This is a genomic window from Arthrobacter sp. zg-Y179, assembly GCF_020907345.1.
Lineage (GTDB): Bacteria > Actinomycetota > Actinomycetes > Actinomycetales > Micrococcaceae > Arthrobacter_B > Arthrobacter_B jinronghuae.
Genome location: NZ_JAJJOB010000010.1, coordinates 101,614 through 127,069 on the forward strand (window position 1 = coordinate 101,614; position 25,456 = coordinate 127,069).

The following is a 25,456-nucleotide window of genomic DNA, read 5'->3' on the forward strand; positions in this document are numbered from 1 at the left end:
CATCCCCCGTCGGTCCCTAGGCCAGGATCTCGGACAGCTCGGTGCGGCCGGAGACGTGGAGCTTCGCGAAAATCTTTCCCAGATGCCACTCGATGGTTCGGGGAGAGAGGTTCAGATCCCCGGCTATCTGCGTGGTGGTGGCTATCGTAACCGCCCTACGCGCAAGATCTGCCTCAAATTCGCTCAGTTCTGCCAGTGTTTCTGCGCGGTCACCGGAGTGCTGCATACGACGCATGCTTGCATTTGCCACTTCACGGGCCGCTCGTGCCAGTGTTTTCCGCTCACCTGCGGTGCAGTTGGTCAGACGGTGCTCAGCAGCCCGGGCGGCATCCCGGGACAGCAGGTACTGACCGCACTCAATGAATCCCTTTGCCGCGGCAACCAGCCGGGCAGGATCATCGTTGAGCAATCCGGCAGCGAAGTCCGCCATCAGCCCGCTGAACCTTCCGCTCACGTCCTTGGACACCCTAATGACATCCTCGGCGGCGTCCTTGTCACCGGCCCGGACAGCTGCCGACAGGAACAGCAGTGCCGGTGCCGCGTACCCTGCCGCATGGGCGGACGCAGCTTCTCCGCGGAGGCGCCCGGAGCGGATTCCGTCGTCGGCATCTTCGGACAGGATCGCGAAATAGCGGAGGAGGAACCCTCGGAAGTAGCCGTAATATTGCCTTCCGGCGCGTGCCTGCCGAAGCATCTCGGCGGCTTCGGGGCGCCGCTCGCGATGGATATAGGCAGTGAGGGTCCGGGCAAGGGGAAGCATATCCTGCGGGTCATGGATGAGGAGCTGCCCGATAGCGCCGGTCAGCGCATCCCGGGTTCCCCGCTCCTGCCCTTGCCAGGCCGCCAGGACGGCCACGGCCAGCTCACCTGCGCTGCCTTGGTAGGAGGGCCGGACCCCGGCCTCATCGAAGGCCCGAACGAATTCGGCGGCCCGGGCCAGCTCTCCCGAAAGGACATAGGTATCGAATATGCGGGTGCAGACTTCCCCGGCATTCGCGGCATTGAGAGCGTAGTTCTCCGGCTGGCCCAGCTGGTCGAGGATGTGCAGTGCTTCGCCGGTCCGCCCGGCCAGGGCGAGGACATGGGCGGACAACGCCGCTGCCTGCATCCGAGTGGCCTGCCCCAGTTTTCCGTCCCCGGCGAGGCTCGTGAGGCGGTCCGGGACCAACGGAAGCCGGCCCCCGTCTGCAGCCAGTGCGGTGCGGGCAATGACCAGCGCGGCTTCCAATTCCGGTGAATCCCCCTCTGCCGGGCATGACTCCTCAATTGCGGCAAGGGCCTGTTGGGGGTCTCCTGATCCGGGAACACGGGCCAGGAGATGGCTGTAAAGCAGCATCAACGGCACAAAGCTGGACCGCTTCTCCGATGCCAGGCGTGGCTGCGCGTCGCGGAAAACGCGCAGTGCCTTGTCGAGCTGCCCCACACTGTGCAGGGCGCGGACCTCTTCAAGAACCATCTCCTGACTGGCGGCCTTCGAAGGCACTGACCGGACAAACCGGAGCGCGGCCGCTGCATCCGCACGGTCGTTGGCCGCACGCGCGGCGCGGAGGGCGTCCGCCGGACGAACCTCCTCACCGCAGGACAGGGCCCAGCCCAGGAAAGCGGTCAGTTCCTCCCCGTCCATGTCCGTGGGGTCAATCCGGACTGCCACGTCTTCCCACAGTTCCCGCCTCCGGCCGGGCGCCATACTCGCCGCTATCACTGACCCCGGAGTTCCACCACCGAGCCTCACTGACGGCGGGTCGCCGCCAACAGAAATAACCTGCTGCTCTTCGAGTGTCTCGACGGCGGCTGCCGGTACCAGTTCCAGGACGCTGGATAAAGGCAGGCTGATGCACAGCGCCAGGACCTCCACCAGCCGGCGTTCGTGTGCGCCCAACCGGTCCAGTACGGTGTCGAAAACCTCGCTGACCTCGCCGGTGCGGACAAAGGGGGCTGTCCGGACCCATATGGTTTCCCGACGCACCAAGGTTCCGGAGCGCACCTGTGCACCTGTCATGAGCCGGATGAGCCGGGGGCTGCCCGCTGTTTCCTGCCACATTGTGCCCGCGGCAAGGGAGGATACGGGTCCTCCGAGCAGTTCCTGCATCAACTGGCGGGTTTGCCGCTCTGTAAGCAGTTCAAGGTCCACCCGTTCCACTAGGCCTTCGCTCCACAGGCCAACCAGCTCATGGTCTGCGTCCATCGGCTGGGAAGCAGCAGCCAGCACGGCAATCTTTCCCCGCCGTAGCAACTGGGACAGCACCATGACGGAAAATCGATCCAACCGGTCCGCGTTGTCCACCGTGACCAGCACGGGGTTTTCCTGCGCTTCGGAGTCAAAGGAGCGGCTCAGTTCCTGCAGCAGCTGAAGCGGATCCTGGTCCGAGCCTTCGGGCAGGCCGCTTACAAGGTAGGCCAGGGCCCCGTACGGAGTCTCGGCGGCGATAGCTGTGCCGCGGACCGGAATCACGTGGAAGTCTGCCCGCAGGCGGTCAGCGACGGCATTAAGCACGGCAGTTTTCCCGGCACCGGGTTGACCGAGGATGACTGCTCCGGCTCCGCCGGCAGCAAGTGCCGAACACAGATCGTCAAGAAGGTCATTGCGTCCGATTAACCCGGCGGCAAGTGAAACACTTTCCATCAACCAGCCCACGCCCCCCACAACGCCAGCACGGTATCCGGATTCGGGATGCCGCGTCTATCGGTAGCAACTGCTCAGTGGAATGGAGCATACGCGCGTAAGTAGGCAGCGTCTAGATACAAAAGCATGTTTCCGCACGGCACGCCGGATGGACGCGCCGAACCGGCTTCAGCCTGGCTCCAAGGCATCGGGCTGCACCCGGGCTGAGGCGGAAATGCGGTGATAATAAGGGACCGACGCCGGGATGGGGGTGGCCCAGTCTCGGAGGCCTCCCGACGTCGGCCCCGCTTTGGGAGCCCTGAAGGCTGGTTCCATTTTAGGCCCGGTAACCGAACCGAAACAATGGTCCCCCGGCATTCGGGACGCTGGAAAACTACTCCATTCTGCCCCGCTCCTACCTAGCTCTGAGGTCAGGCACCTGTGGCATGAAACTTCTGCTGAGCGGCGGTAAGGCCATCGGACAGGAGCAGCTCCACGGCGTCGGCAGCGTCGCCGACGAGGAACGGAAGCTCCTTGGCCTCAGTACCGGAAAAATCCTTGAGTACGTAGTCTGCGGTGTCCATACGCCCCGGCGGGCGGCCGACGCCTACCCGCACACGAAGATAGTCCTTGGTGCCCAGGGCCTTGCTGATGTCCCGGAGACCGTTGTGTCCGCCTTCTCCCCCGCCGAGCTTGAGCTTGATGGTGTTGAAGGGGATGTCGATCTCGTCGTGGACGGCCACCACCTGTGCGGGGTCGATGTCGAAGAACCGCGCCAGGGAGGAAACGGGACCGCCGGACAGATTCATGTAGGTCAGGGGCTTGGCCAGCACCACGCGCGGACCGCCGATGCCGAGGCGTCCTTCGACAATGGACGCGTGGGACTTATGGGTCTTGAACTTTCCACCCATGCGGGAGGCAAGTTCATCCAGGACCATCTGGCCCACATTGTGCCGGTTACGGCTGTAGCCGGGCCCGGGGTTGCCGAGCCCGGCTACAAGCCAGGTATTGCTGCTCACTACTGGTACTGCTCCTTCAATGAGAACCGGACGGCTCCGTTACGGGGAGCAGACCCCGGAAGTGGGTTACGCTTCGGCGCCGACTTCAGCAGCTGCAACAGCAACCTGCTCGTCAGACGGAGCGCCCAGGTCCTGGACGGTGGGCTCGGAGATGTTGATGATCATGGTCTCCGGATCAAGCAGCAGCTCGACGCCGGCAGGCAGGACCAGGTCGGAGGCGTAGATGTGCTCGCCGGCCTTGCGGCCTTCGATGCTGACCACGATGGTTTCCGGCAGATCGGTGGCGTCGGCGGCAACCAGAACGGTGTTGGCTTCCTGGTTGTAGACCGAGTCGCCTGCCTGCAGTTCGCCTTCAACGTGGACGTTGACCTCAACCTCGACCTTTTCGCCCTTGCGGACGGTCAGGAGGTCGATGTGCTCAATGATCTGCTTGATCGGGTCGCGCTGGATGTCGCGGGCCAGAGCCAGGTGGGACTCGCCGTCGACGTCGATTTCCAGCAGGGCGTTGGAGGTGCGGACGGCCAGCGTGGTGGCCTTGGCCGGCAGCAGGATGTGCATGACATCGGCGCCGTGGCCGTAGATGACAGCCGGGATCTGGCCGGCGGCGCGGGCCTTGCGGGCTGCACCCTTGCCGAACTCGGTGCGGGCGGTTCCTGCGAGCTTCTGCTCAGACATTGCTACTCCTGTAAGTGGTGTTCCGTGGTTGCCTCAGGCGCCGGTTTCGGAACAGTGCACCGTACGGACCGGATAACAGTCCCTTGTACGATCAGAAGTTGCCAGCCACCGTCGATAACGGAGTTCGTCCGGAATTCTCCGGGCCGCTCCCTCGCCTAGGCATCGGTCTCAATGCTACCAGCACAAGTCCGCCCGCCCGAACGGCGCCGACGCGCAGCCCGGGCGGGCGGTTATCGGGGTGCTGTTAGTGCCTAGGCCTTGCCGTCGAAGAGGCTCGTGACGGATCCGTCTTCGAAGACCTCCTTGATGGCCCGGGCAATCAGCGGGGCAATCGAGAGCACGGTCAGCTGGTCAAAACGCTTGGCAGCCGGAATAGGCAGGGTGTTGGTGACAACCACCTCGCGGGCGCCGGACTCGGCGAGGGTCCGCGCCGCCGGGTCGGAGAACACCGCATGCGTGGCAGCGATGATGACGTCCTTGGCGCCGGCTTCCTTGAGCACGCGAACGGCACCGGCAATGGTGCCGCCGGTGTCGATCATGTCGTCGATGAGGACGCAGGTGCGGCCTTCAACCTGTCCCACGACCTGCTTGGAGACGGCCTGGTTCGGGACGGTGAGGTCGCGGCTCTTGTGCACGAAGGCAAGCGGCGCGCCTCCCAGGCGCTCGGCCCACTGCTCGGCAACGCGGACGCGGCCGGTGTCCGGGGACACTACGGTGACGTTGGAGACATCCACCCGGGTGCGGATGTAGTCGGCCAGCAGCGGGATGGCCATCAGGTGGTCCACGGGACCGTCGAAGAAGCCCTGGATCTGGGAGGTGTGCAGGTCCACGCTCATGATGCGGTCTGCGCCGGCGGTCTTGTACAGGTCTGCGATCAGGCGGGCAGAGATGGGTTCGCGGCCGCGGCCCTTCTTGTCCTGCCGGGCGTACGGGTAGAACGGGGAGACCACGGTGATGCGCTTGGCAGAGGCCCGCTTCAACGCATCCACGGTAATCAGCTGTTCCATCAGCCAGTTGTTCATCGGTGCCGGATGTGCCTGGATCACGAAGGCATCGGTGCCGCGGACACTCTCACCGGGACGGACGTAGATCTCGCCGTTCGCGAAGTCATAAGAAGCCAGCGGCAGCAGGTCCGTGTCAAGACAGCGTGCAATCTCCTCCGCCAGCTCCGGGTGTGCCCGGCCAGTGGCAAGGACAAGCTTCTTTTCACCTTGTGCGGTGATCTCGCTGCTCATTAGTGATCGCTTTCTCGCGTGGGGGAATCAGTTTCGGAGGAAGAAGTGTTGGTGGCGGAAGCCGCGGCGGCTGCCGCGGCGGCCGTGCCGGGGCGCTTCTCCAGCACCCAGCCGTCGAGGTTGCGCTGAGGCGCCACATTGATCGCCAGGGCACCGGCGGGGACATCCTTGCGGATCACCGTTCCGGCTCCACTGTACGCTCCGTCGCCCACCGTGACGGGTGCCACGTACATGTTGTCGCTGCCCATGCGTACGTGCGAACCGATGGTCGTATGGTGCTTGTTTACGCCGTCATAGTTCACGAAAACCGAGGCCGCACCGATGTTCGACTGCTCGCCGATGGTGGCATCCCCCACATAGGAAAGGTGGGGGACCTTGGATCCGGCGCCGATGTCGGCGTTCTTGGTTTCCACGAAGGTTCCGATCTTGCCCTTTGCGCCCAGCACCGTTCCGGGGCGCAGGTACGCGAACGGTCCCACGCTGGTTCCGGCGCCCAGTACGGCATCGCTGCCGTGGGTCCGCACCACCGAAGCGCCCTCGCCCACGGTGACGTTGGTCAGCGTGGTATCCGGCCCGACGACGGCGTCCCGGGCAATGCTGGTGGAACCGTGCAGCTGCGTGCCCGGCAGGACAGTGACGTCTTCAGCGAGGGTCACGGTCGAGTCGATCCAGGTGGTGGCCGGATCCACGACGGTGACACCGGCGCGCATCCACCGGTCCAGGTTGCGCCGGTTGTGTTCTGCGTTGAGGGTAGCAAGCTGGACGCGGTCATTGGCGCCTTCCACCTGCCAGGTGTCGTCGGTGACAACCGCGCTGATCCGTCCGCCCGCCGCGCGGGCGATGCCCAGCACGTCGGTCAGGTACATCTCGCCCTGCGAGTTGGAGGTGGTCACCGATTCCAAGGCGCTGCGGAGCACCGCGGCGTCGAAGGCGTAAATACCGGAGTTGATCTCGTTTACGGCACGCTGCTCATCCGTGGCGTCCTTGTGCTCCACGATTCCGGTCACGGTGCCGTCTTCTGCCCGCAGGACCCGTCCGTAGCCCGTCGGGTCCGCAAGCCGCGAGGTCAGGACGGTCACGGCGTTGCCGTCCGTTTCGTGCACCGCGACCAGGTTGCGGAGTGTCTGTGCTTCGAGCAGCGGGGTATCCCCGTAGGTGACTACAACGGTGCCTTCGAGCGGGGCGACGGCGTCCAAGGCAGAGAGTGCCACCTGTACCGCGCGGCCGGTGCCGGGAACCGCATCCTGGTCAACGATGACGGCCCCGGGGGCCTGTTCAGAGGCATGAGCGGCGACGAGGTCCCGTTCGTGGCGCACCACGACGGCCAGGAAACGGGGGTGCAGCTCGGAGGCTGCGGCAAGTGCATGGCCAAGCATCGAGATGCCGCCCACGGGATGCAGGATTTTCGGGGTCCGGGACTTCATCCGCGTTCCGGCGCCGGCTGCAAGGACAATCACCGCGGACAAAGCGCCGGTGGAGGCCTCGTTGGTTCGGACATCGTTGGTGGTCACGAAAATGGCGCTCCTCGGTGGTACGGCCGGCGTATATCGGCTCCGCGGCAGCCCTTCACAGGTCCGCTGCGCAGCGTTCCGCCCATAGGATTCGAACCTATACTCCACGGCTCCAAAGGCCGGGGTGCTGCCATTACACCAGGGCGGATCATGTGCGCGGCTTGCCGCGCACACAAGAGTTTAGTCTGCCACGGGAGCCGATGCGTTCGCGAGTTGAGCCCCCAGGCGCGGCGTTGCCGCCGAACAGGCGGGGGTGCGTGGGTAGACTGGTCCGGTGGTAAAGACTTCCGCCGGCGGCACACGCCTGCGTATGACCGGCGTCCAGCGCCGCGCCCAGCTGATCGAGGTGGCACGCGGGCTGTTTGCCCTGCGCGGCCTCGACGGCGCGACCATCGAGGAGATTGCCGCCGCAGCGGGTGTTTCCAAACCGGTGGTCTACGAGCATTTCGGTTCCAAGGAAGGCCTCTACACGGAGGTGGTGGACATTGAGTTCCGCCGCCTGCTCGAAGTGATGACCGAGTCGCTTAGCGCCGACGCCGGCCCCCGGGTCCTGCTCGAACGGGCCGCCTACGCCTTGCTGGACTACATCGAGAACCACACCGACGGTTTCCGGATCCTTACCCGGGACGCACCGCCGTCGCAGCCGGAGGGGACGTTTTCCACCCTGCTGTCCCGGATCACCCGCCACGTGGAACACATCCTGTCCAAGGAATTCGGCAGCCGCGGCCTGAGCGCCGAGGTGGGCGGGATGTACGCGCAGATGCTGGTGGGCATGGTTGCCATGACCGGCCAGTGGTGGCTGGACACCCGCACCCCGGATAAGGCCACCGTGGCGGCGCATCTGGTGAACCTTTCCTGGAACGGCCTGGCCGGCCTGCAGAAGGATCCCCGGCTTTCCCACATGCCCGCCGGCTCCGCCATACCGGAGGCAGGCTCCGGCGGTCCGGCCCCGGCGGTCCTTCGGCTTTCGGCTGTCCTGGTACACGACGACGCCGGCCGGATCCTCCTGGTGCGTAAGCGGGGCACCTCGCGCTTTATGCAGCCCGGCGGGAAGCTCGAGCCCGGGGAGACCTTTGCGGAAGCAGCAGCCCGGGAGGTGGGCGAGGAACTCGGACTTGCCGTAGCAGCCGCCGATCTCGAGGATCTGGGCCGCTGGTACGGTCCGGCGGCGAATGAGGAAAACACCTTCATTGACGCCGGCCTGTTTGCCTGGACCCTCCCCGCAGACGGCCCGCAGCCCGCCGCCGCGGCGGAGATCGAGGAACTGCTCTGGACGGCACCCGCAGACGCCGCGGAACGCACCGATCTCTCGCCGCTGCTGAGCACGCACATCCTGCCGCGCCTGCTGGGCTAGCTGCCGCTTAAGGGCAGCGGATCCTACTCGAGGATCTCCGAAGCCTCGAGCCACTCCATTTCCAGCTCCTCCTGCTCGGCCGCAACGGCCTGCAGCTTGGCGTTGAGCTCGCCGATGAGTTCAAAGTCCGCGCCGCCGGCCTTCTGGGTGGCATCGTTCATCTGGGCGTTGATTTTTTCGGCCTGTGCGGTGAGCTTGCTCAACTGCCGCTCAATCCGGGTGAGGTCCTTCTTGGCCGCCCGCTTTTCAGCTTCGGACGCACCGGAGCCGGCCAGCGCCGTCGTCGTTCCGCCCGGCGCGCCGGCTGAAGCGGCCGCGGAAGAGCCGCCGGGACGCGAGGCCCCGGCCGCAGCCGCGCGGGCCGCCTGGGATGAACCGCGGGCAGCGGTGGAGGCAGACGAGTTGGCGGCCAAGGCTTCGCCGCGCAGTTGCAGGTACTGGTCCACGCCGCCGGGCAGGCCGCGAAGCTTGCCGTCACCGAGGAGTGCCATCTGGTGGTCGGTGACCCGTTCCAGAAGGTAGCGGTCGTGGGAGACCACCACGAGCGTGCCGGGCCAGCCGTCCAGCACATCCTCGACGGCAGCCAGCGTGTCGGTGTCCAGGTCATTGGTCGGTTCGTCGAGCATCAGCACATTCGGCTCCCCTACCAGCAGGCGCAGCAGCTGCAGCCGGCGCCGTTCGCCGCCGGAAAGCTCACGGACAGGGGTCCACTGCCGCTGGGCGCTGAAGCCCAGCTGCTCCACGAGCTGGCCGGCGGACAGCTCGCGGCCGCCCACGTTGAAGACCCGCTTCTCGTTTTCGATGACCTCGATGACGCGCTGGTCCGCGACCTCGTCCAGTTCCTTAACTTCCTGCGACAGCACGGCGGTCTGGACCGTTTTGCCGCGCTTCAGCCGGCCGGAGGTAGGTTCAATGTCGCCGTTGAGCAGGCGCAGCAGGGTGGTCTTGCCGGCGCCGTTGACACCCACCAGGCCCAGCCGCTCCCCCGGGGCCAGGCGCAGCGTGATGTTCCGGAACAGGTCGGTGTCCCCGAGCGTCAGGGAGACGTTCTCCAGGTCCAGGACGTCCTTGCCCAGGCGCGCGGTGGCCATCTTGTTCAGGGACAGCGTGTCGCGGGGTTCGGGGACGTCCGCAATCAGGTTGTTCGCGGCCTCGATGCGGAACTTGGGCTTGGCGGTGCGGGCCGGGGCGCCGCGGCGCAGCCAGGCCAGTTCCTTCTTGACCAGCTGCTGGCGCTTGCCTTCCACCACTGATGCCATCCGGTCTCGCTCGGCGCGGGCCAGCACGTAGGCGGCGTACCCGCCGTCGAACGGATCCACCATGGCATCGTGGACCTCCCAGGTCCGGGTGCAGATTTCGTCCAGGAACCAGCGGTCGTGGGTGACCACCAGCAGGCCGCCGTCCGTGGGCCGCCAGCGCTGCTTCAGGTGCTTGGCCAGCCAGGCCACACCTTCAACGTCGAGGTGGTTGGTGGGCTCGTCCAGCATGATGACGTCGTCGTCGCCGGTGAGCAGCTTGGCCAGCGCCACGCGGCGCTTCTGCCCGCCGGACAGGGAAGAGACGGACGCGTTCCAGTCCACTTCCTGCACCAGGCCGCTCATCACATCGCGGATCCGTGCGTTGGACGCCCATTCGTAGTCCGCCGCGTCGCCGACGATGGCCTGGCCGACGGTCAGATCCCCGTCCAGGACGTCCGTCTGGTCCAGGTAGCCCACGGTGACATCCCGACGGCGGGTCACGCGGCCGTCGTCGGGGGTCTGCCGCTCGGCCAGCAGGCTCATCAGGGTCGACTTGCCGTCGCCGTTGCGGCCGACCATGCCGATCCGGTCGCCTTCCTCGAGGCCGAGCGAAACGCCGTCCAGGATGGTGCGCGTGCCAAAGGAAATGCTGAGGTTTTCAGCACCAAGCAGGTGTGCCAATCGGTACTACTTTCTGTACGTCTGATGTGCGGTGGTGTCGGCAGCCGTGACGGCGCCCTCGGCCGGCCCGTAAACGGCCAGGGCCGAATGGCCTTCGGTGCGCAGTGCGGCGGCCAGGGCGGACGCAGCGGTTTCATCCGCCACCAGGAAGGCCAGGGTGGGGCCGGAACCGGAGACCATGCCGGCGAGGGCGCCGAGCCGGGTCCCCGCCTCAAGAACGGTCCCAAGTCCGGGTGCAAGTTCCAAGGCCGCCGGCTGCAGGTCATTCACTAGAACGCCCGCCAGTACGGAGGTGTTCCCGTCCGCCAGGGCGGCGAGGATCACCGGGTCCACTTCCGTGGGCTCGGCGACGTCGGTCCCGGCGCGGAGGCGGTCGACGGCGGCATAGACCTGCGGGGTGGAAAGCCCGTAGGGTGCCGGGACGAGGACCCAGTGCAGCCGGTGCGGTGCCGGTACCGGGGTGAGCCGGTCCCCCACACCGAGCCCGGCAGCAGCGCCGCCGAGGAGGGCAAACGGCACATCGGCACCGAGTCCGGCCGCCAGCCCGGCCAATTCAGCCGGTGTCAGTCCCGCGTTCCACAGTTCATTGCAGGCGACCAGCGCGGCGGCGGCGTCCGCAGAGCCGCCCCCCATGCCGCCGGCCACCGGTACCCGTTTGGTGATGTGCAGGCGTACGCCTGCCTGTGCCAGGCCGGCCCGGGACGCCACGGCCCGGGCAGCACGGGCGGCCAGGTTATCCCCGTCCAGGGGTATGCCTCCCTGCGGAAGACGGCCGTCGGGATCGCTGAGCGTCAGCTGTATCTCATCGGTTTCCAGCGCCGTGGCCGTTACCTCCTCGAAGAGGGACACCGCCAGATAGACGCTGGCCACGCTGTGGTAACCGTCCGGACGCAGCGGTCCCACCTTCAGGGACACGTTGATCTTGCCGGGGGTCCGGACGGTGACGGAGCGCGGGGCGGCCATGGTTCCCTTTTCCTCAGGCAATGAGCGGCTTCCGCGCCTCGGCGATCCGGGCAAACGCCGTGATATCCAGGACCTCGCCGCGGGCACTGGGATCCACTCCCGCAGCGCGCAGTGCCTTCTCCGCCTCGGCGGGACTGCCGGCCCATCCGGCCAGGGCGGCGCGCAGCGTCTTGCGGCGCTGTGCAAAGGCAGCGTCGATGACCGCGAAGACCTCTTCCCGGGTGGCACGCGTCTGCGGCGGTTCGTGCCGGACGAACCCGACCAGTCCGGAGGCAATCTTCGGAGCGGGCCAGAAGACGTTCATGCCGATCACGCCGGCCTTGCGCATCTGCGCATACCAAGCGGCTTTCACCGACGGCACCCCGTAGGTCTTGGAACCGGGTTTGGCGGCCATCCGGTCCGCCACTTCGTCCTGGACCATGACCAGGCCGTGCTGCAGGGACGGGAAATGCTCCAGCAGGTGCAGCACCACCGGGACGGCCACGTTGTAGGGCAGGTTGGCTACCAGCGCGGTCGGTTCCTTGGGCAGCTCGGTGATCCGCATGCCGTCGCCAAGTACCACGTGCAGCCGGCCGGCCGCTTCCGGACGCCGCTGCGCAACCGTGGACGGCAGTTTGCCGGCAAGGACGGGATCGATCTCCACGGCCACCACCGATTCGGCGGCGTCAAGGAGTCCGAGGGTCAATGAGCCGAGGCCGGGCCCAACCTCCAGCACGGTCTCCTCCGGAGCGATGTCCGCTGCAGCCACTATCCGACGGATGGTGTTTCCGTCAATAACGAAGTTCTGGCCGAGGGTCTTGGTGGGGCGGACTCCGAGTTCCTCTGCCAGCGCCCGGATATCCGAGGCACCGAGGAGTGCGGGAACAGGTGTTCGGGGGGCGGGTTCGGATTCTCTCACCCAGTAATACTAGCCGAGCGGGCGTCGCCGCCGGCGCCGCGTGCGGGACTGCGCGGCCGTCCGGTCCACTCCCCCGGACCGTCTTCCCTCTGCTCGAGCGGTGCGTCTCGGAGGTGGAGAAATCGAGTTCGCGGTTTTGCCCGCCATAAGCGCGGACTGCTCTGCCGACCGCCCGTTTCCGCCGGTAGCATCGAGCGCATTGCCGGCACCGGTAACAGTGTGCCGCACCCGCGGATCGGGGGTTGACGATGGGCAAATCATTCGGTGAAAAGCTGCGTTCGGCGCGGCAGGAGTTAAACCTGACGCAGGCTCAGCTGGGCAACGGGACCTTTCCGCCCCGTGAGATCGCGCTTTTGGAAGCCGGGCGGAGGGAACCCGCTCCGGGCGCGGTCAGCCTGCTCTCCGACCGCCTGTCCTCGGGCGGCACCACGGACCGGGCAGGGAAACAATCGGCCTTGTTCCTGGAACTCAGCGCCCGCCAGGCGCTGGATGAGCGTGACTACGGCGCGGCATGCTCACTGGCGGGCGCCGCCGCGGATGCGGCACTGGCGCAGGGGCAGCCGCGGTCCTGGTGGGATATGACCTATCTGGCAGCCCACTGCCTTTGCACCACGCACTCCTACCGGGACTGCATCGGGAAGGCGTCCCTGCTGGCCCGCCATCCCCTGGCGGCGGAGTACCCCGGCCTCAGGGCACAGGCGGAAACGCTGCTCGCCACCGCCTACAGGGGCGCCGGGGAACTGGGTTCCGCCGTGGCCCATGCCCGCAGCGCCGTAGACCGGGTGCAGGAATCCAGGCTCGGCGCAGGGGCCTTCCTTGAAGCGTGCGGGGCGCTGGTCACCACGCTGGCCGAGGCGGGCGGACTGAACGAGGCCTGGACATACTGCCGCACGCTGGTGCTGCCGTTGCTGGAGACGGGGGTCGGCCGGCAAATCGAGGGTAAGGCCCGCTGGGCAGTGGGCACCGTGGCCTTTCGCCGCGGGGACATACACGCCGGGCTAATGCACCACCGTATTGCTGCGGACCTCCTGGAGCCGGGCGTCGACGTCGAGCTGTGGGCCCGCTTCAATAACGCCACCGCCGCCATGCGGCTCGGGGCGGGCATCCACGATAACGAGACGCTGGCCTGCATAGAGCACGCCGAAGCGGCAATGTCGGTGGTCGGACTGTACGGTCCCGAGCGGCTGGAAGCGGATCACAGCCGGGGCATCTGGCTGGACCTCAACGGCGAGCATACGCGGGCTGTCTGGATGCTCTCCGGTGTGTACGCCCACCGGGGCGAGCTCTCACCTCAGGACTCGGGCGAGCTGGCCCTCCACCTCGGCCTGGCCTTGGCACGAACCGGTATGCCCGACGCCGGATCCGCCTATCTGGCGGACAGCGAACAGCGCTTCCGCTCGGCCGGAGCCAAGGACCGCGCAGCACACGCGGCTGCCCTGGCCCACGAGATGGCAGCCGGGTGAGGCAGGGCAGCCGGGGTTGAGCAGGGCAGCCGGGGTTGAGCAGGCTTGGGTTAGAGCAGGCCGAGCTTCGAGGCGCAGGACGGCCAGTGGCCCCATCCGCCGTTGGCCCGCAGCTTCTCGGCTACCGCGATCTGCTGCTCCGGGGTGGCTTCGCTGGCAACAGGAGCGTAGGCGCCGCCGCCGGCACCCAGCCAGCTGCCGGAGCTGAACTGCAGGCCGCCGTAATAGCCGTTGCCGTTGTTGATGTGCCAGTTGCCACCGGATTCACACTGCGCCAGGGCAGCCCAGGTTCCGGACGCGGGTGCCTCACCGCCGCCGCCGCCGCTACCCGAACCTGTAGCGGGTTTGGCTTCCGGGCGCTTCTTGGTGCCCTTGGCCACGGCTTCGGCTACGGGTTCCTTAGTGACGCTTTCCTTCACGAGGGTACGGCTGACTTCCTTGCCGTCGACGCGGGTGACCGAGAAGACACGGGAACGTTCCCCGTCCACTCCGGCAGTGGTGACCTTCTTCTCGCCTTCCAACAGGTCCGCATTGGGAACCTCGGAGCTGGTAAACGGCACCGGTTCAGTGACGGTTTCCTCAACGCCGGCGGAAACACGCGTGACCTTCAGGCCCATGCCGTCCACCAGGCCGGCGCTGCGCGGAGCCGAGACCTGGTCCGCGGCGCCGAGCTGCACCCCTGATTCCTTCAGCAGGTCCCGCACCGTTCCCGCTGTGGAGCTGTGTTCGTGGGTTTTGCCGTCCACGGTGACGAACACCGTCTTGGGAGTGGAGATCGAAATTCTGCCGTCCAGCCCGTCCAAAGAAGTATCCATCGGGGCGGAGACGGCGGAGTTGGTGGCCACCCGCAGCTCCGAGACCAGGTCCTCGACAGTCTCGCCGGTGGTGTGGACCGTGGTTCCCTTCCCGTCCACCACGACGTCCACCGCGAGTGCCCGCTGGACTTCGATGGTGGCGCCGTCCTCCAGGGTTGCCGACGGCTCCGGCGTCACCCGATCAACGGAGGTTACGGACACGTCGGCCTGGGCCAGTACCTCGGCAACGGTGCCGTCGAAGGTCTGCACCTCCTGGCTCTCACCGTCGACGGTCAACACCACCGACTTGCTGGCGCCGACAAAGGCAACCATGCCGAGCAGGAGGCACACCATAACGGTTGCCTGGCCAACGAGCTTTACCCCACGCCTTACGAGTGAATTTGCCACGAAATTCCAAACTGTCACAGAATCCGGGCACGGGGACATTAAGCGCCGTGCGCATTCCGGTGCACCCTGCCGGACGGCAGGGTAAAGGAACGCGGCCAGGCACAGGCATGGCGAACAAAACCATGACAGCAGCAGCGAACTGCCGCGGACACGGCTCCACAGGTCCGTGCAGCCGCTCGGCGGCATGGGCCCGCAAATTGTTGCAGTGATTATGCAGTGTTATTGCAGTGATAGTCCGGATGCCTTCCCCGACCCCGGCTAATTGCTCCCTACCGTAACCGAACCGTGATGTGAGGGCAAACAGGGGGTCGGCGGGTAGCGTGGCGGCCCGCGGCGCGGCGCCGGCTTCAGCAGGTAATGCCGACCTTCCTACTACTCGGCCCAGGAGCCGTAGGCCCGGACAGTGTTCGCGGCCAGCGCTGCGCCCAGCTCGGAAAGGTCAACGCCCATGCGGTCGGCCATGGACCGCACCGTGTAGGGGACCATATAGCTGGCGTTGGGACGCCCGCGGTGCGGGTGGGGGGTCAGGAACGGAGCATCCGTTTCAACCAGCAGCAGGTTCCGGTCCGCGATTGAGAGGGCCTCGTGGAGACCGTGCGAATTCTTGAAGGTCACGGTGCCGGAGAAGGACATGTACCAACCGTTTTCGTTGCAGGTACGGGCCAGCTCACGGTCCCCCGAGAAACAGTGGAAAACCACCGTATCGGGGGCTCCCTCCTCTTTCAGGAGGCGGACGACGTCGTCATGGGCATCGCGGTCATGGATCTGAAGTGCCAGGCCCAGGCGCTTGGCGATGTCGATGTGCCGGCGGAACGAATAGTGCTGGCGTTCCCTGCCGTCTTCCCCGGTCCGGAAGTAATCGAGCCCGGTTTCGCCGATCGCCCGGATGCGCGGATGCGCTGCGAGCGCCTCGATCTCGGCGAGCGCCGGCTCCAGCGTCCCCTCCGTGGCAAGCACGGGTGCGTCGTTCGGATGGATGGCCACCGCGCCGAGCAGGCGCGGATCGGCGTCGACGGCGGAGGCAGTGAAGCGGGAAGACTCCAGATCGGTGCCTACCTGGACGGCGCCCTGGACGCCGGCCGCCTCGGCCGCATCAAGGGCAGCGGCGAGGGCAACCGTAAAGTCGCCGGCAATGTCACCGGCAGGAAAGTCGAAATGCGTGTGGTTATCCATTACGGGCACGGGCAGCGGAACAGGTGCCGGCGGATAGCCTTTGCCCTTGTGCCGGACGGTTCCGGCGCCTTCGGCGGACGGGAGGTAGGCCGCCGGCGTACTGCCGGGGACAAATCCACTTCGATTAATCATGTTCTTAAGCCTAGGTGAGCTAGTAGCCTAAACAGACAAACTGCTGTTGGAGCTCCCGCCGGTCGACTACGGATAGCGGTGCCGACTCCGCCTGCCGTGTTCCCGCAGGTGCGGTCCGTATGCTGCAGCTGCAACCGCCGAGTATGGAAGGTGTCCATGGACGCTCCGATCCCCTCTGCCGCCGGAGCGTCCGTTACCGGCTTTCCTTCCCGGCCATCAGCCGCGACCCTTCAATCCTCTCCCGCCGTGGCCGACGCCGAGTCCTTCTCCGCTGCGGCGGAAGGGATCCTGGCCGCCGTGAATACGGTGATTGACGGCAAGGAGGACGCGGCCCGGCTGGTGCTGACGGTCCTGCTTGCCGAGGGGCATGTGCTGCTTGAAGACGTTCCCGGGGTCGGCAAGACGATGCTCGCAAAGACACTGGCCCGGACCATAGACTGCACGGTCAGCCGCATCCAGTTCACCCCGGATCTGCTTCCCTCGGATGTCACCGGGGTGTCCATCTATAACCAGGACAGCCACCGGTTCGAATTCCGCCAGGGTCCGGTGTTTGCCAACCTGGTGATCGCGGATGAAATCAACCGGGCTTCCGCAAAGACCCAGTCTGCCCTGCTGGAGTGCATGGAGGAACACCAGGTGACCGTCGACGGCGGCACTCACCGGCTCTCGGCGCCCTTCATGGTGGTTGCCACGCAGAATCCCATCGAGATGGAGGGAACCTATCCCCTGCCGGAGGCCCAGCGGGACAGGTTCATGGCCCGGCTCTCCCTGGGCTACCCCGATGCGCGTTCCGAAGTGGAAATGCTTGAAAACCATCAGTCCGGTTCACCGTTGGAAAGCGTTACCCCGGTGGTGGGAATACGGGAGGCCTCGGCCATGATCGCCAGGGTCCGCGACATCTACGTTTCCGACGCCGTCAAGGAGTACACGGTTTCCCTGGGCCGGGCCACCCGCGAACACCCGGATCTCCGGCTGGGCGCCAGCCCCCGTGCCCTCCTGCAGCTGCTCCGTGCGGCCAAGGCCTACGCGGCGCTCGAAGGCCGGGATTTCGTGCTGCCTGATGACGTGACGAGGCTGGCGGATCCCGTCCTCGCGCACCGGCTCCTGTTGCAGCGCAAGGCCGCCGGAGCCGGGATCAGCGCCACGAGCGTTATTGCTTCCGTGATTGCGGCCGTGCCGGTTCCCCGGTCCGCCGGTACTCCTCAGCGGCTGCACCGCTAGCTGCACCGAACGGTTTCCCCGCGCCGGCTTCCGACGCACCGAGTCCGCACCGCCGAGCGAAAGGCTCCCATGGACACCTCATCCGTTACGAGGTTTTTCACCCCGCGCGGCTGGGGCCTGGTGTGCGCCGGGGCGGTGGCGCTCCTTGGCGCAGTTAGCCTGGGCCGCCGGGACCTACTGGCGCTCGCGGTCCTGCTGATCGGGCTGCCGGTCCTGGCCGCAGCGCTGCTGCGCCTGTTCAAACCGGGCTTTGAGGTCGAGCGGACCTTCTCTCCCCCGCTGGTGGAAACGGGCACGGCCGCCACGGTATCGCTGCGGGTGCTCAGCCGGGGAACGCCTGCGTCGGGAGCACTCATGCGCGAGGGCCTGCCGTTCCGTTTCGGCCCCAGCCCCGTGTTCCGGTTTCCGTCCGGATATGCGGCGGAGGACGGATCCAGCACCTATGAGTACCGCCTGCGGTCGAGCCGCCGCGGCCTCTATGCCATCGGGCCCGTAACCGCAGAGTTCGTGGATCCCCTGGGCCTGGCGCGGACGGTGCACACGCTGGGCGGAACCGACCGGCTGGCAGTGGCGCCGGCCCCGCTTGAGTTTCCGCCGTCGTCGTTGTTCGGCGCCCTGGGCACCGACGGCAGCGCGCCGAGCAGGCGCCGCGGAACACCCAGCGAGGATGATGCTTCCACCCGCGAGTACCGCCACGGCGACCCTATGCGCCGGGTGCACTGGCCGGCCACGGCCAGGCACGGGGAGTTGATGGTCCGGCAGGAGGAACCCGTGACGGCTCCAACCGCTTCCATCGTGCTGGACCAGCGCCTGGCCTCCTACGATGACGGATCGCCGCTGAATCCCGGGAACGGGGAGCTGCTGACCTCGGAAACTTTCGAATGGGCAGTTTCGGCGGTTGTCTCGTGTGCCGTTTTCTTCGCCGAGTCCGGCTACGGCGTGCGCTTTACCGATGAGCTCTCCCGGCCCGGGCTGGCCCGTTCCCCGTCTGCCGTAGACGGCAGCGAGACCGGTTTCCGCGGGTCCGACGGGGTACAGAACCTCGCCGAAGGATTGGCCGCCCTGGGCCTGGAATCTCTGCCGCCGTCGCAGGCCGGGCCTCCCCGTGGCGCCGATGCTGCCGCCCCCTTTGCCGCGCTGGACGGGTCCGGCCAAGCGCCCGGTCCCCTCCTCGTTGTCGCCGGCCGGATCGACGTTGCTCAGGCACATACGCTGGCTCCGGCTGCCCGGTATGCCCGCCAGCCGCTGGTGCTGCTGGTCACCGACCGGCCCGCCGCTCTGCGTCCCGTACTGAAAATCCTGCGGGAGGCCGGGTGGACTGCCGTGGCCGTAACACCGGCAACTCCGGTACCCGCGGCCTGGTCCCTCCTGGACCATGACCCGCAGGGCGTGCACGCCGCCGGGGGACGGGTATGAGCGCCCTGCTTAGCCGCCCGGAGGCCGCGCCGGCGTCCGGCCACCTGCAGGGCACGGAACCGGCGCCCGCGGGCGACCGCCAACCGGCCAACCTGGCGGTAGCCGGGGCAGGAGCGTTGGCGGTCCTGCTTTGTTCGCTCAGCGTGCACGGGGTCATCGAGGGCTGGTCCTGGCTGCCGCCGCTTTTCTTCGCCGTTCTCGTCCCGCTGGCGGCCACCGCAGGTGCGCGGCGGCTGAGGATGCCGCAACCTCTGGTTCCAGTGGTGGGAATGGCTGTCCTGGCGTGCACCCTGACGTGGCTGTTTGCTTCATCGGCGTCGTTCCTGGGGTTCCTGCCCGGGCCGGGGACCCTTGCCCGTGCGGATGCGCTGTTATCCGAGGCGCGGATGGTCGTCCTTACCGAAGTCACCCCCGTGCAGCCATTGCCCGGCATCCTGTTCCTGTGCTGTGCGGGAATCGGACTGGTAGCCGTCCTGACGGATACCCTGGCGGCCACGCTGCGAATGCCGGCAACGGCCGGGCTGGGCCTGTTCGCCGTGCTGATGATCCCTGCAGTGCTGAAACCCGAGAGCCTGGGAGCAGGATATTTCTCCCTCGCTGCGGTCGGATACCTGTTGCTGCTTGCGGTCGGTGCACGCAGGGAACAGCACGAATCCGTTACCCCGCGGACCTGGCTGGTACGCGGAACCGCAGTTTCGGCATCTGCCCTGGCGTTGGCACTCCTGCTGCCTCCGGTGCTGCCGGGATTCAACGGCGGTGCCTTCCCGGAAGGCACCAGATTCAATTTCTTCTCCGGCAGCACCGGGCTGAATCCCATAGTCACCTTGGGCAATGACCTGCGCCAGCCCCAGTCCGCCGGACGGATTACCTACGCAACCTCGTCGGTTGAACCCGTGTATCTCCGCTCCACTACCTTGGAGGACTTTTCCGGGAGCCGCTGGGCTCCAAATGTGCGCGAGGAGGAACGTCGGGAGGGCGTGGCAACCATGTCGGGAGGCACCTACCCGCTGCCGAGGGGAAGCGGGGCCGAGACAGTGGTAACGCGGATCAGCTCCGACGCCTATTCGAGTCCTTGGCTGTTGGCCCCCTACTATCCGCTGGGCATTACCGGTGCCGAAGGAAGCTGGTCCTGGGATCCCAAGACCATGACCGTACTGGAGGGCGATTCCAACGACGCAGCCCGGCAGGACTACCAGGTGCTGAGTGTCGCAGCCGAGTTCACACCGGAGCAGCTGGCTGCAATTCCGGCGGCCGACAGCACAAGTCTGGACCCCGTGTTTACGGACCTGCCCGCAGACCTCCCCGGAAACATCCGGGATGCCGCCGCGGACGCCGTCGGGGATGCCGCCACACCGTATGCCAAGGCCATGGCTATCCAGAGTTATCTGCGCGGGCCGCAGTTCTCCTATTCGCTTCAGGCACCGGTGGAGGGCGGCTATGACGGGAACGGGATTTCCGTCCTGTCCGAGTTCCTCGAACGCAAGGCCGGTTACTGCGTGCATTTCGCCGCGGCCATGGCCGTGATGGCCCGCCAGGAGGGCATCCCCAGCCGGATGGCTCTGGGATACGCACCTGGCGAGGGCACCGGCGAGGCCCCGGACGGGACCGGGCCCGGCGGAGAACCGCTGCGTGAGTTCGTTGTCGATTCCACGGACGCCCATGCGTGGCCCGAGCTGTACTTCGAAGGTGCCGGCTGGGTCCGTTTCGAGCCCACCCCTTCCCGCGGATCGGTGCCTGCCTACGCCCAGCAGCAGCGGACGCCCGGGAGTACCGCTATTTCCGACGACGACGATCCCCGGGTCCCTGACGCGCTCGCGACGGCGCCGGCCGTCCCGCAGCAGGAAACTCCGCTGGCACCGGAAACCGTGCTCGAATCCGATGCGGGCACAACGGCGTGGCTGGCTGCCCTGCTTGGAACGCTGGCGGCCGCGGCTGCCGTGCTGATGCCCTGGGCGATGCGGCGACGCCGTGCGGCTCGAAGGCGGAAGGCTGCCGCCGACGGCACCCGTTCGGGTCCGGTCTGGGACGAAATAGCGGATCTGGGGATCGATTACGGGTATCCCGGCCGGACATCCGACACTCCCCGGACCTACGCCCGCCGGCTCGCTGCCGAAGCCGGTTTCTCCCCGCAGGCTGAGGAGGCGCTGGCCCGCATCCGTGTCTCGTTCGAGGAAGAGGCTTACGCCGGGGCGGGCCGCGGCGGACGGAGAGCCGCACCGACGTGGGCGGACCTTGAAACGGTGCAGCAGGAACTGCGGAGCGGCACCAGCCTGTTCGAGCGGCTGCACGCGCGGTTCCTCCCGCCGTCGCTGGCTATGCGGTTTCGGCACGACTGAGCACCCTGGCACGCACCCGCCTGCCCGGAAGCGGCAAAAAAGAAACCCAGTGATGCCGGGGGCGTCACTGGGTTTCTTCTACGCCGGTTACCTACCCGGCGTAGAGGTCGGCGATCCCGATGTACTGCGTGTAAAGGTACTCCTCGATGCCTTCGGCGCCGCCCTCGCGGCCCAGCCCGGACTGCTTGACGCCGCCAAACGGTGCAGCGGCGTTGGACACCACGCCGGCGTTGAGTCCCAGCATGCCGGATTCCAGCTTTTCGCCGATCCGCAGTCCGCGGTTCAAGTCCCGGGTGAAGACGTAGGACACCAGTCCGTATTCGGTGTTGTTGGCCAGCGCGACGGCTTCGTCTTCAGTGGAGAAAGTAACGATCGGTGCCACCGGGCCAAAGATCTCTTCCTTCAGGATCCGGGCGTCCGGGGCAACGTTCTTCAGGACGGTGGGCCGGTAGAAGTAGCCCGGGCCGTCCACGGGTTCGCCGCCGACCAGTGCCACCGCGCCGCCGTCGACCGCTTCGCTGACGAGTGCGTGCACCTTGTCCCGTGACTTGGCGTCAATCAGCGGCCCGATCTTGGTGTCGTCTTCGGTGCCCCGGCCGGTAGTCATGGCACCCACTCGTGCCGCGAACTTTTCTGCGAACTCTTCCGCGACCGAGTCCTGGACGATGAAGCGGTTGGCCGCAGTGCAGGCCTCGCCCATGTTCCGCAGCTTGGCGGTCATGGCGCCGTCCACGGCTTTGTCCAGGTCTGCGTCCTCGAAAACAATGAAGGGTGCGTTGCCGCCGAGCTCCATGGAGGTGCGCAGAACGTTTTCGGCAGCATCCCGGATCAAGCCCTGGCCTACGGGCGTGGACCCGGTGAAGGAGACCTTCCGCAAACGGGAATCCTTGAGGATGGGCCCGGTGACGTCGCCGGCAGAAGTAGTGGAGACAACGTTCAGGACCCCGGCAGGCAGCCCGGCTTCCATCATGACGGACGCGAAGAGCTGGGAGGTCAGGGGGGTCAGCTTGGCGGGCTTGAGCACCATGGTGCAGCCGGCCGCCACGGCGGGCGCGATCTTGCGGGTTGCCATGGCCAGCGGGAAGTTCCAGGGCGTGATCAGCAGGCACGGCCCCACCGGCTTCTTGTTCACCAGCATCCGGGATTTACCGTCCGGGGAGGTGCTGTAGCGTCCGGAAACCCGGACGGCTTCCTCGGAGAACCAGCGCAGGAACTCCGCGCCGTACACCACCTCGCCGCGGGCTTCAGCCAGCGGTTTACCCATTTCCAGCGTCATCAGCAGGGCGAAGTCCTCGGCGCGTTCCGTCACCAGCTCAAAGGCACGGCGCAGAATTTCCCCGCGTTCACGGGGTGCCGTCCGCGCCCAGCCATCCTGTGCGGCTGCGGCGGCGTCCATCGCGAGCGCACCGTCTTCGGTGGAGGCATCGGCAATGCTCATCAGCACCTTGCCGGTGGCGGGATCTTCGACGTCGAACGTGCGGCCGCCGGACGCCTCCCGCCACTGGCCGTCAATCAACAGGCCGGTGGGGACCTGTGCCAGAAGTTCGGCTTCACGGTCTGCGGGAATGCCCATAGGGAATGCCTCCAAAATGATCGGATCCACCGCGGGCGGCGTGCCCGCGGTCTCTCCTAAACCGTAGGCTTCGGCGGCACTGCCTGTAAATGCGGGTATGCACTACCTTCTGCGGGAACTACTGTGCATCTGCCCAGCGTCCGGCGTGGTGCTGCCGGTCGTCCGCAGGCTTAGCTGCGCGCTTCCAATACCGCCGAGTACAGTTCGCGCTTGCTGATCCGTGCGTCCTCGGCCACGGCAGCCACTGCGTCTTTGAGCCGGATGCCCTGCTCCACCAGGGAATTTACGGCGGCCACGTGGTCCGCTGCCTGTTCCGGTGCGGCGTCCGGTGCACCTTCCACCACCACGGCGATTTCCCCGCGCACGTCCCCTGCTTCCGCCCATTCCAGCAGCTCACGCAGGGGCCCGCGCAGTACCTGTTCATGCAGCTTGGTGAGCTCGCGGGCGACGGCGGCGCGGCGGTCCCCGCCGAACGCGGCATCCAGTGCACGCAGCATGGGTTCGAGGCGGTGCGGGGCCTCGAAGAACACCATGGTCCGTTGCTCGCCGGCCAGCTTCGCGAGCCGGCTGCTGCGTTCCCCGGGCTTCCGGGGCAAGAAGCCTTCGAAGCAGAAGCGGTCCGTCGGCAGGCCGGAAAGGGCCAGCGCGGTCAGCACCGCAGAGGGTCCGGGGGCGGCGGTGACGGTCAGCCCTTCGGCGGCCGCAGCCTCCACCAGGCGGAAGCCGGGATCGGATACGGCGGGCATGCCGGCATCCGTCACCATCAGGAGGGTGGCGCCGCCGCGGACCATCTCCAGCAGATCCGCAGTGCGGGAAGCTTCGTTGTGTTCGTGGTAGCTGATGATCCGGCCCCGCGTGGTGATGCCGAGGGCGCTTACCAACCGGTGCAGACGCCGGGTGTCCTCCGCGGCAATGATGTCGGCGCTTTCCAGCAATCCGATCAGCCGGTTGGTTGCGTCGCCCATGTTGCCGATGGGCGTAGCCGCCAGGACAATCTGTCCCGGCCCTGCGGCGTCGCTGTGTGCGGTGCCTGCCGTTATCGTGCCTGTCTTGCTGCCTGTTACCTTGCTCGAGTCCACACTCTAACCCTACGCGACAGGCTATAGAGTGGTGCGCGTGAGTCTCTCCGGCACCTCGACGACCCGCCGCGCGGCGCCGGCCCCGGTCGAGTCCCCACAGCATGCGTTCACCTTCGATGCCCTGCGGAACCGCCTGCTGGGCAGCACCTTGGTTCCGCTGGGAGCGGCCGGATGGATCCTGCCGCTGCTGATGGCGGTACTGGGCGGTGTGCTGCGCTTCACCCGCCTGGGTGAGCCGGGATCCCTGGTTTTTGACGAAACCTACTACGTCAAGGACGCCTACTCGCTGCTGCAGTCCGGCTATGAACGTGCCTGGCCGGAAGATGCAAACGAGTCCTTCACTGCGGGCCAGCCCCAGGTCCTGCTTGATGAGCCCGAATATGTGGTGCATCCGCCCGTTGGCAAATGGATGATCGCTTTCGGGATGGCACTTTTCGGCTCGGATAATTCCTTCGGCTGGCGCTTCGGCGCCGCGCTGACCGGCGCCCTCACGGTCCTGCTCCTGGGACTCATCGCCGCACGGTTGTTCTCCTCGCCGGCTCTCGGTGCCCTGGCCGGGTTGTTCCTGGCCGTGGACGGACACCATCTGGTCCACTCCCGCACCTCCCTGCTGGATGTCTTCCTGACGTTCTGGGTTGTGGCCGCGTTCGGTGCGCTCCTGTTGGACCGAAGGGACGGCCGGCTGCGGCTGGCACGTGCCCTCTCACGCACGGCCGGCGGCGGGGACCCGGGCGGCGGGGCATTGCTGTACGGGCCGTGGCTGCTCTGGCGTCCGTGGCGGATCGTCGCCGGCGTCTGCCTCGGCCTCGCCGTAGGCACCAAGTGGTCAGCCCTGGCCTTCGTTGCCGTGTTCGGGCTCATGACTGTCCTCTGGGATGTCAGTGCCCGGCGGGTGGCGGGAGTTCACCGGTGGGAAAGTGCCCTGTTCCGGGACGGCATTCCAGCGTTCCTCACCATCATCCCCACCGCGTTGATCACCTATGCTGCCAGCTGGAGCGGGTGGCTGTTTTCCGATGACGCGTATAACCGGCAGTGGGCCCGGGAGAACCCTGACGAAGGCTGGAGCTGGCTGCCTGCTCCGGTGCGCTCCCTGGCCGAGTACCACCGCAGTGCCTACGCCTTCCACAACGGACTCAGTTCGGAGCACAGCTACTCCTCCAACGCCTGGACCTGGCTGTTCATGGGCCGCCCCACTTCGTTCTTCTACGAGTCCTCTGCCGAAGGAGAGGCCGGCTGCGCCGTGGTGAGCTGCTCCACTGCGGTCACCTCCGTTGGCAATCCCCTGATCTGGTGGGCTGCCGCCCTGTCGCTGCTGGTGGTGCTCTTCTATTGGGCCGGCCGGCGGGACTGGCGGGCCGGTGCCGTACTGTCCGGAGTGGCGGCTGGATACCTTCCGTGGTTCGCCTATCCTGAACGGACAACTTTCTTCTTCTATGCGGTGTCCTTTGAACCGTTCCTGATCCTCGCCCTGGTGTATGTCCTGGGCCTGATCCTCGGCCGGCCGTCGGACAGTCCGCAGCGCCGGCGGGTCGGCCTCCTGGTAACCGGCTGCTTCGTCGCGGGGGTCCTGGCGCTCTCGGCATATTTCCTGCCGGTCTGGACAGCGGAAACCATCCCGTATTCTGGCTGGCGGCTGCGTATGTGGATGCCCAGCTGGATTTAGTCTCATTACCCATGTGCTCAAC

The 25,456-nt window shown here is 66.8% G+C and carries 18 protein-coding genes and 1 tRNA gene; 6 read left to right on the forward strand and 13 right to left on the reverse strand.

Annotated elements, in window-relative coordinates; all coding sequences use genetic code 11:
* Nucleotides 1-16 precede the first annotated feature (16 nt).
* From LOC56_RS11705 to LOC56_RS11730, 6 genes are all read right to left on the reverse strand, one after another.
* Nucleotides 17-2,623 carry a helix-turn-helix transcriptional regulator gene (locus LOC56_RS11705; RefSeq protein WP_229952444.1) on the reverse strand — a complete coding sequence of 869 codons (2,607 nt, stop codon included), beginning with the start codon at nt 2,621-2,623 and terminating at the stop codon, nt 17-19.
* Between the two features lie 410 nt (nt 2,624-3,033).
* Complete coding sequence (gene pth, locus LOC56_RS11710; protein WP_229952445.1) at nt 3,034-3,621, reverse strand: aminoacyl-tRNA hydrolase; 588 nt, start codon at nt 3,619-3,621, stop codon at nt 3,034-3,036.
* 66 nt (nt 3,622-3,687) lie between these two features.
* Nucleotides 3,688-4,296 carry a 50S ribosomal protein L25/general stress protein Ctc gene (locus LOC56_RS11715; RefSeq protein WP_229952446.1) on the reverse strand — a complete coding sequence of 203 codons (609 nt, stop codon included), beginning with the start codon at nt 4,294-4,296 and terminating at the stop codon, nt 3,688-3,690.
* 251 nt (nt 4,297-4,547) lie between these two features.
* Nucleotides 4,548-5,531 (reverse strand): ribose-phosphate diphosphokinase, encoded by a 984-nt coding sequence (locus LOC56_RS11720; protein ID WP_104104432.1) that lies wholly within the window; start codon nt 5,529-5,531, stop codon nt 4,548-4,550.
* On the reverse strand, nt 5,531-7,042 hold the full coding sequence (gene glmU, locus LOC56_RS11725) for a bifunctional UDP-N-acetylglucosamine diphosphorylase/glucosamine-1-phosphate N-acetyltransferase GlmU (protein WP_331460938.1): 1,512 nt from the start codon (nt 7,040-7,042) through the stop codon (nt 5,531-5,533). The genes LOC56_RS11720 and glmU overlap by 1 nt, the downstream gene beginning before the upstream one ends.
* A gap of 76 nt (nt 7,043-7,118) precedes the next feature.
* Nucleotides 7,119-7,190 (reverse strand) — tRNA-Gln (locus LOC56_RS11730).
* Nucleotides 7,191-7,316: 126 nt separating this feature from the next.
* Here LOC56_RS11730 and LOC56_RS16300 point away from each other — a divergent pair.
* Nucleotides 7,317-8,396: a TetR family transcriptional regulator gene (locus tag LOC56_RS16300; protein WP_331460939.1), complete on the forward strand. Its 1,080-nt coding sequence runs from the start codon at nt 7,317-7,319 to the stop codon at nt 8,394-8,396.
* Nucleotides 8,397-8,419: 23 nt separating this feature from the next.
* On the opposite strand, the gene LOC56_RS11745 is transcribed toward LOC56_RS16300, so the two are convergent.
* Genes LOC56_RS11745 through rsmA form a run of 3 tightly spaced genes read right to left on the reverse strand, consistent with a single transcriptional unit; the run spans nt 8,420 to nt 12,176 of the window.
* A complete protein-coding gene (locus tag LOC56_RS11745; protein ID WP_229952447.1) occupies nt 8,420-10,315 on the reverse strand; it encodes an ABC-F family ATP-binding cassette domain-containing protein in 1,896 nt (631 codons plus the stop codon).
* A 6-nt stretch (nt 10,316-10,321) separates the two neighbouring features.
* Entirely contained in the window at nt 10,322-11,278 is a 957-nt protein-coding gene (locus tag LOC56_RS11750) for a 4-(cytidine 5'-diphospho)-2-C-methyl-D-erythritol kinase (protein WP_229952448.1), read from the reverse strand.
* Between the two features lie 13 nt (nt 11,279-11,291).
* Nucleotides 11,292-12,176: a 16S rRNA (adenine(1518)-N(6)/adenine(1519)-N(6))-dimethyltransferase RsmA gene (gene rsmA, locus LOC56_RS11755; protein WP_229952449.1), complete on the reverse strand. Its 885-nt coding sequence runs from the start codon at nt 12,174-12,176 to the stop codon at nt 11,292-11,294.
* Nucleotides 12,177-12,424: 248 nt separating this feature from the next.
* On the opposite strand from rsmA, the gene LOC56_RS11760 reads away from it, so the two are divergent.
* Nucleotides 12,425-13,639 carry a helix-turn-helix transcriptional regulator gene (locus LOC56_RS11760; RefSeq protein WP_229952450.1) on the forward strand — a complete coding sequence of 405 codons (1,215 nt, stop codon included), beginning with the start codon at nt 12,425-12,427 and terminating at the stop codon, nt 13,637-13,639.
* Nucleotides 13,640-13,689: 50 nt separating this feature from the next.
* Here the strand turns inward: LOC56_RS11760 and LOC56_RS16210 are convergent, their stop codons facing one another.
* Nucleotides 13,690-14,787, reverse strand: a complete 1,098-nt coding sequence (locus LOC56_RS16210; RefSeq protein WP_269437983.1) for a resuscitation-promoting factor — start codon at nt 14,785-14,787, stop codon at nt 13,690-13,692.
* 426 nt (nt 14,788-15,213) lie between these two features.
* Complete coding sequence (locus tag LOC56_RS11775) at nt 15,214-16,146, reverse strand: TatD family hydrolase (RefSeq protein WP_229952451.1); 933 nt, start codon at nt 16,144-16,146, stop codon at nt 15,214-15,216.
* Between the two features lie 156 nt (nt 16,147-16,302).
* Here LOC56_RS11775 and LOC56_RS11780 point away from each other — a divergent pair, with 156 nt between their 5' ends.
* The 3 genes from LOC56_RS11780 (at nt 16,303) to LOC56_RS11790 (ending at nt 21,119) form a co-directional block, all read left to right on the forward strand.
* Complete coding sequence (locus LOC56_RS11780) at nt 16,303-17,367, forward strand: AAA family ATPase (protein ID WP_229952452.1); 1,065 nt, start codon at nt 16,303-16,305, stop codon at nt 17,365-17,367.
* Between the two features lie 69 nt (nt 17,368-17,436).
* The gene (locus LOC56_RS11785; RefSeq protein WP_229952453.1) at nt 17,437-18,783 is read left to right on the forward strand and encodes a DUF58 domain-containing protein; all 1,347 of its coding nucleotides are present in this window, start codon (nt 17,437-17,439) and stop codon (nt 18,781-18,783) included.
* Complete coding sequence (locus LOC56_RS11790) at nt 18,780-21,119, forward strand: transglutaminase family protein (RefSeq protein ID WP_229952454.1); 2,340 nt, start codon at nt 18,780-18,782, stop codon at nt 21,117-21,119. The genes LOC56_RS11785 and LOC56_RS11790 overlap by 4 nt, the downstream gene beginning before the upstream one ends.
* A gap of 91 nt (nt 21,120-21,210) precedes the next feature.
* Here the strand turns inward: LOC56_RS11790 and LOC56_RS11795 are convergent, their stop codons facing one another.
* Both LOC56_RS11795 and rsmI read right to left on the reverse strand, forming a co-directional pair.
* Nucleotides 21,211-22,692 (reverse strand): NAD-dependent succinate-semialdehyde dehydrogenase, encoded by a 1,482-nt coding sequence (locus tag LOC56_RS11795; RefSeq protein WP_229952455.1) that lies wholly within the window; start codon nt 22,690-22,692, stop codon nt 21,211-21,213.
* Nucleotides 22,693-22,862: 170 nt separating this feature from the next.
* Nucleotides 22,863-23,732 carry a 16S rRNA (cytidine(1402)-2'-O)-methyltransferase gene (gene rsmI / locus LOC56_RS11800; protein WP_331460949.1) on the reverse strand — a complete coding sequence of 290 codons (870 nt, stop codon included), beginning with the start codon at nt 23,730-23,732 and terminating at the stop codon, nt 22,863-22,865.
* 229 nt (nt 23,733-23,961) lie between these two features.
* Here rsmI and LOC56_RS11805 point away from each other — a divergent pair, with 229 nt between their 5' ends.
* Nucleotides 23,962-25,434, forward strand: coding sequence for a dolichyl-phosphate-mannose--protein mannosyltransferase (locus tag LOC56_RS11805; RefSeq protein ID WP_229952782.1), 1,473 nt, complete (start codon nt 23,962-23,964; stop codon nt 25,432-25,434).
* Nucleotides 25,435-25,456: the final 22 nt, after the last annotated feature.

What these genes read in the sequence shown, in the direction of transcription:
- LOC56_RS11750 (WP_229952448.1), bottom strand. Translation starts at nt 11,278, where the DNA reads ATGGCCGCCCCGCGCTCCGTCACCGTCCGGACCCCCGGCAAGATCAAC.
- LOC56_RS11785 (WP_229952453.1), top strand. Translation starts at nt 17,437, where the DNA reads ATGGACACCTCATCCGTTACGAGGTTTTTCACCCCGCGCGGCTGGGGC.
- LOC56_RS11760 (WP_229952450.1), top strand. Translation starts at nt 12,425, where the DNA reads ATGGGCAAATCATTCGGTGAAAAGCTGCGTTCGGCGCGGCAGGAGTTA.
- LOC56_RS11795 (WP_229952455.1), bottom strand. Translation starts at nt 22,692, where the DNA reads ATGGGCATTCCCGCAGACCGTGAAGCCGAACTTCTGGCACAGGTCCCC.
- LOC56_RS11705 (WP_229952444.1), bottom strand. Translation starts at nt 2,623, where the DNA reads ATGGAAAGTGTTTCACTTGCCGCCGGGTTAATCGGACGCAATGACCTT.
- LOC56_RS11805 (WP_229952782.1), top strand. Translation starts at nt 23,962, where the DNA reads ATGGCGGTACTGGGCGGTGTGCTGCGCTTCACCCGCCTGGGTGAGCCG.
- LOC56_RS11775 (WP_229952451.1), bottom strand. Translation starts at nt 16,146, where the DNA reads ATGATTAATCGAAGTGGATTTGTCCCCGGCAGTACGCCGGCGGCCTAC.
- LOC56_RS16210 (WP_269437983.1), bottom strand. Translation starts at nt 14,787, where the DNA reads ATGGTGTGCCTCCTGCTCGGCATGGTTGCCTTTGTCGGCGCCAGCAAG.
- LOC56_RS11715 (WP_229952446.1), bottom strand. Translation starts at nt 4,296, where the DNA reads ATGTCTGAGCAGAAGCTCGCAGGAACCGCCCGCACCGAGTTCGGCAAG.
- LOC56_RS11790 (WP_229952454.1), top strand. Translation starts at nt 18,780, where the DNA reads ATGAGCGCCCTGCTTAGCCGCCCGGAGGCCGCGCCGGCGTCCGGCCAC.
- LOC56_RS11780 (WP_229952452.1), top strand. Translation starts at nt 16,303, where the DNA reads ATGGACGCTCCGATCCCCTCTGCCGCCGGAGCGTCCGTTACCGGCTTT.
- LOC56_RS11720 (WP_104104432.1), bottom strand. Translation starts at nt 5,531, where the DNA reads ATGAGCAGCGAGATCACCGCACAAGGTGAAAAGAAGCTTGTCCTTGCC.